The organism is Veillonella dispar (assembly GCF_937975875.1).
In the GTDB taxonomy this organism is placed as follows: Bacteria; Bacillota; Negativicutes; order Veillonellales; family Veillonellaceae; genus Veillonella; species Veillonella dispar_B.
In genome coordinates, this window is sequence record NZ_CALJSP010000090.1 from 1 (window position 1) to 3,796 (window position 3,796).

Consider the following 3,796-nt stretch of genomic DNA (forward strand, 5'->3'; position numbering starts at 1 on the left):
GATTACCTTGCGCTTGCGTGTGTACCATGCTTGCCAGAAGATGAGAAATATGAACATGAGTTAAAAATTAACCCACGTGGGACAACCTGAAAGGCGGATATATAGGGCTCTATTACTTTATTGTTTACCGTAGAAATGATAAAATAAAGAGTAATGTAGTTTATCGTAATAGAAAGAGGAACACATATGCGAATTCAAGGGATTTCTGGATCTCGTGGCGTTGCAGTAGGCAATGTATATAGATATATTCAAGAGGAAATTGTCATTCCTGATTACACTGTAGCAGAGGATCAGGTAGAAGCGGAAATTGGTAAGTTTGCTGCTGCTATGGCATCTACCTTAAAACAATTGGATACTATTCGTAAAAAAGCGTTGGATGAAATGGGGCCAGAAGAGGCGGCTATTTTTGAAGCGCATATGCAAATTGCTCAAGACCCATCTTTATCTGATGGTATTAAATCCCTCGTTGAGTCTAGCCATACTAACGTTGTAGCGGCTACAGCTCAAACCATTGAAACCTTTGCCAATATCTTCCTCGGTATGGAAGATCCATACATGCGCGAACGGGGTGCAGATATCAAAGATATCGGTGATCGTTTGATGCGCAATATGTTAGGTATGAACCCTCGTGGCTTATCCCATATTTCTGGGGAGGTTATATTGGTGGCTCATGATTTGGCGCCATCCGATACGGCATCTCTAGATAAAAATGTTGTAAAAGGCATTGTAACAGCTGCTGGTGGTCCTACATCTCATGCGGCTATCATGGCACGTACATTGGAAATTCCTGCCGTTATGGGCGTTGGTGATATTGAAGGCTTTGTTGATGGCAAGAAAGCCGTTGTACTTGGTACAGATGGTATTGTCGAAACAAATCCATCTGATGCGGATTGGGCTGAATACACAAATCAAGCTACTGCATACCAAGAGGAATTAAAACGCTTGCGCGAATCTGCCAATCTTGAAGCTAAGACTACAGATGGTCATTATGTAGAATTATTTGGCAATATCGGTAAGTCTAAAGATGCTAAACATGCTCTTACAATGGGCGCACAAGGTATCGGCTTATACCGTACAGAATTCTTGTATATGGAAAATGATGAATTGCCAGCAGAAGATGTACAGTTCGAAGAATATAAAAAGGTTGCAGAAGATATGCAGGGCCAACCTGTTATTATCCGTACCATGGATATCGGTGGCGATAAAGAATTGAAATGCCTTGATTTGCCAAGTGAAATGAATCCATTCCTTGGGTATCGTGCGATTCGTATTTCCTTGAATCGTCCAGATATCTTCAAAGTACAATTGCGTGCGTTATTGCGTGCTAGTGCCTTTGGCGATATTCACATCATGTATCCTATGATTGCTTCCGTAGAAGAAGTGAAACAAGCGAATGCTATGCTTGAAGAATGTAAGGCAGAACTTACAGCAGAAGGCAAAGAATTCAATAAAGCTATTAAGGTTGGTATTATGATCGAAGTACCAGCGGCGGCTGTGATTTCTCCAATCTTGGCTAAATACGTAGACTTCTTCAGTATTGGTACCAACGATTTGTGTCAATACACCTTGGCAGTAGACCGTATGAACGAATCTATTGGCGCTCTATATCAACCATTGCATCCAGGCGTATTACGTCTTATCAAACATGTTATCGATGCGAGCCATGAACAAGGTAAATTTACAGGTATGTGCGGTGAACTCGCTAGTGATCCTGTGGCTACCATGATTCTATTAGGCCTTGGCCTTGATGAGTTCTCCATGACAGCGTCTTCTATACCGCTTATTAAGAAAATCTTGCGCTCTGTTTCTAAAGCAGAATGTGAAGACGTGGCCAACAAAGCACTTTCCATGGACACAGCTGAAGAAATTACAGAATATGCTAAATCTGTACTAGCTGAAAAAGGCTTACTATAATTCTGTTGTATAGCAAATAACTTTCAATATACTTGAATTGAAATGCTTGAAATTGATACAATATATCTATTAGAACGTATGGGATAGGCACAGCCTATCGAGATAGAAAGAGGTTATCATGAAAGAATTAACAGTAGAAATTACTAACGAATCTGGTTTACATGCTCGTCCTGCTACAGCTTTCACACAATTGGCTGCTAAATATGCTTCCAAATTGACAATCGCTGCTAATGGCAAAACAGCTGATGCTAAATCCATTTTGACTGTATTGACTTTGGGAGCTACAAAAGGTACATCTGTTACATTGACAGCTGACGGTGCTGACGAAGACGATGCACTCGCTGCATTGAGCGAATTCTTAACAACTAACCACGACTAATACAATGTGGTAATACAAAGGACTCTACGAATGTAGAGTCCTTTTTTGTTGATACATATTTTATGTATATGTATATGTATATGTTTCATGGATATGTTTTATGTTTAGGTTGATTTGATTAAATGTTACCTTTAATTTAATATGGCGAATTTACAAAACTATTAGCGTGTAGTTTCACGTAAAAAAAGAAGAGGCGGTTTAGCCTCTTCTTTATTTTCCCATGTTTGCAAAGCGCTCTACAGCCTTTGTAAAGTCGCTAATGGTTTTTTCTACGTCACCGTGTTCGATACCATCTCGTACGCAGTGGTTGATATGCCCTTCAAGGACTACTTGACCTACTTTATGTAGTGCAGACTTAGCTGCATTAATTTGGCTCAACACATCTTCGCATGGAATGTCTTCTTCAATCATTCGATCAATAGCTTGCACTTGACCAAGGATTTTACGCAATCGACGATGTAGATTTTCTGAATCCATACATTGTTTCATAATACTCCTCCAATGGGCATGTTTTTTATCATCCTTATTATTATACTCCATGTAAAGTTTGTAATACAACTTAATAAGTATACCTAATATGCATTAAATCTACATATATAGATTTATATTGTATATGGATGTATGTGAATATCTGTATTCAAAGGTACATTTAAATATATACTTTTAAAATAGCATGGCATGTATTTTATATTATACACATCTATTTAGACCTTGTAATATATATCTTCTTCTTAATTGATGTGATACAATACATTTAATACACAATGTGTTTGTATATGTATATAAGGTACTGTAATGCATATAGAATTTAAATTTGTCTATAGGTATATACTACGGGCCTTTATGAAATAGGTGAAAGCAATGAAAGTGTTTCGCTACCTTCGGAACCTAGTGGTATTTGTGCTAGTTATGATACTGGCCGTGTTTATATATGATGGATACCATAGGGTTCAAGGTACAGATCGTGAAAGTAACGCGCATACAACTGTTGAAAAACGCATAGAACAAGGTGAAGATACCCTTAGTCGCACAGATCGTATTATACGATTATTTACCTTTAAAGAAAAGGTAGAGGCGGCCCTGAACCAACGTGTTCCTAAGGAACATTGGGTAAAGGGGGATGTTATTCCTGAATATACAAAGAATGCACTCATCGCCATAGAGGATAAGCGATATTATAAGCATGGTGCTATAGATGTACTTGGTATCATTCGCGCCTTTTATACGAATACCATCGCTGGTGAAACTGTAGAGGGCGGCAGCACCATCACACAGCAGCTTGCAAAAAATCTGTACTTTTCCCAGGAAAAGACCATGAACCGCAAAGCAGCTGAGGTTTTTCTGGCACTGGAACTGGAACGGAACTATACTAAGGATGAGATTCTTGAACTCTATGTAAACAGCATTTACTTTGGAGACGGATACTACAATGTCGGAGAAGCCAGCGAAGGATACTTCGGGAAACCGGCAGCAAAGATGAATGATTATGAGTGCACGCTTCTG

General features: G+C 39.0%; 4 protein-coding genes. 3 read left to right on the plus strand and 1 reads right to left on the minus strand.

Annotation, left to right across the window (positions count from 1 at the left end):
- Window positions 1-186 precede the first annotated feature (186 nt).
- Both ptsP and Q7P05_RS04140 read left to right on the plus strand, forming a co-directional pair.
- Window positions 187-1,914, plus strand: coding sequence for a phosphoenolpyruvate--protein phosphotransferase (gene ptsP / locus Q7P05_RS04135; protein WP_303930659.1), 1,728 nt, complete (start codon window positions 187-189; stop codon window positions 1,912-1,914).
- A gap of 118 nt (window positions 1,915-2,032) precedes the next feature.
- Window positions 2,033-2,293 carry an HPr family phosphocarrier protein gene (locus Q7P05_RS04140; protein ID WP_005385362.1) on the plus strand — a complete coding sequence of 87 codons (261 nt, stop codon included), beginning with the start codon at window positions 2,033-2,035 and terminating at the stop codon, window positions 2,291-2,293.
- A 210-nt stretch (window positions 2,294-2,503) separates the two neighbouring features.
- Here Q7P05_RS04140 and Q7P05_RS04145 read toward each other — a convergent pair whose 3' ends face one another.
- Complete coding sequence (locus Q7P05_RS04145; protein ID WP_004695033.1) at window positions 2,504-2,782, minus strand: metal-sensing transcriptional repressor; 279 nt, start codon at window positions 2,780-2,782, stop codon at window positions 2,504-2,506.
- 372 nt (window positions 2,783-3,154) lie between these two features.
- On the opposite strand from Q7P05_RS04145, the gene Q7P05_RS04150 reads away from it, so the two are divergent.
- On the plus strand, window positions 3,155-3,796 hold a 642-nt coding region (locus tag Q7P05_RS04150; protein ID WP_303930662.1), incomplete at its 3' end, for a biosynthetic peptidoglycan transglycosylase.

Bases quoted from the DNA above. Each gene is read 5' to 3' on its own strand.
- ptsP (WP_303930659.1), top strand. From the start codon at position 187: ATGCGAATTCAAGGGATTTCTGGATCTCGTGGCGTTGCAGTAGGCAAT.
- Q7P05_RS04140 (WP_005385362.1), top strand. From the start codon at position 2,033: ATGAAAGAATTAACAGTAGAAATTACTAACGAATCTGGTTTACATGCT.
- Q7P05_RS04145 (WP_004695033.1), bottom strand. From the start codon at position 2,782: ATGAAACAATGTATGGATTCAGAAAATCTACATCGTCGATTGCGTAAA.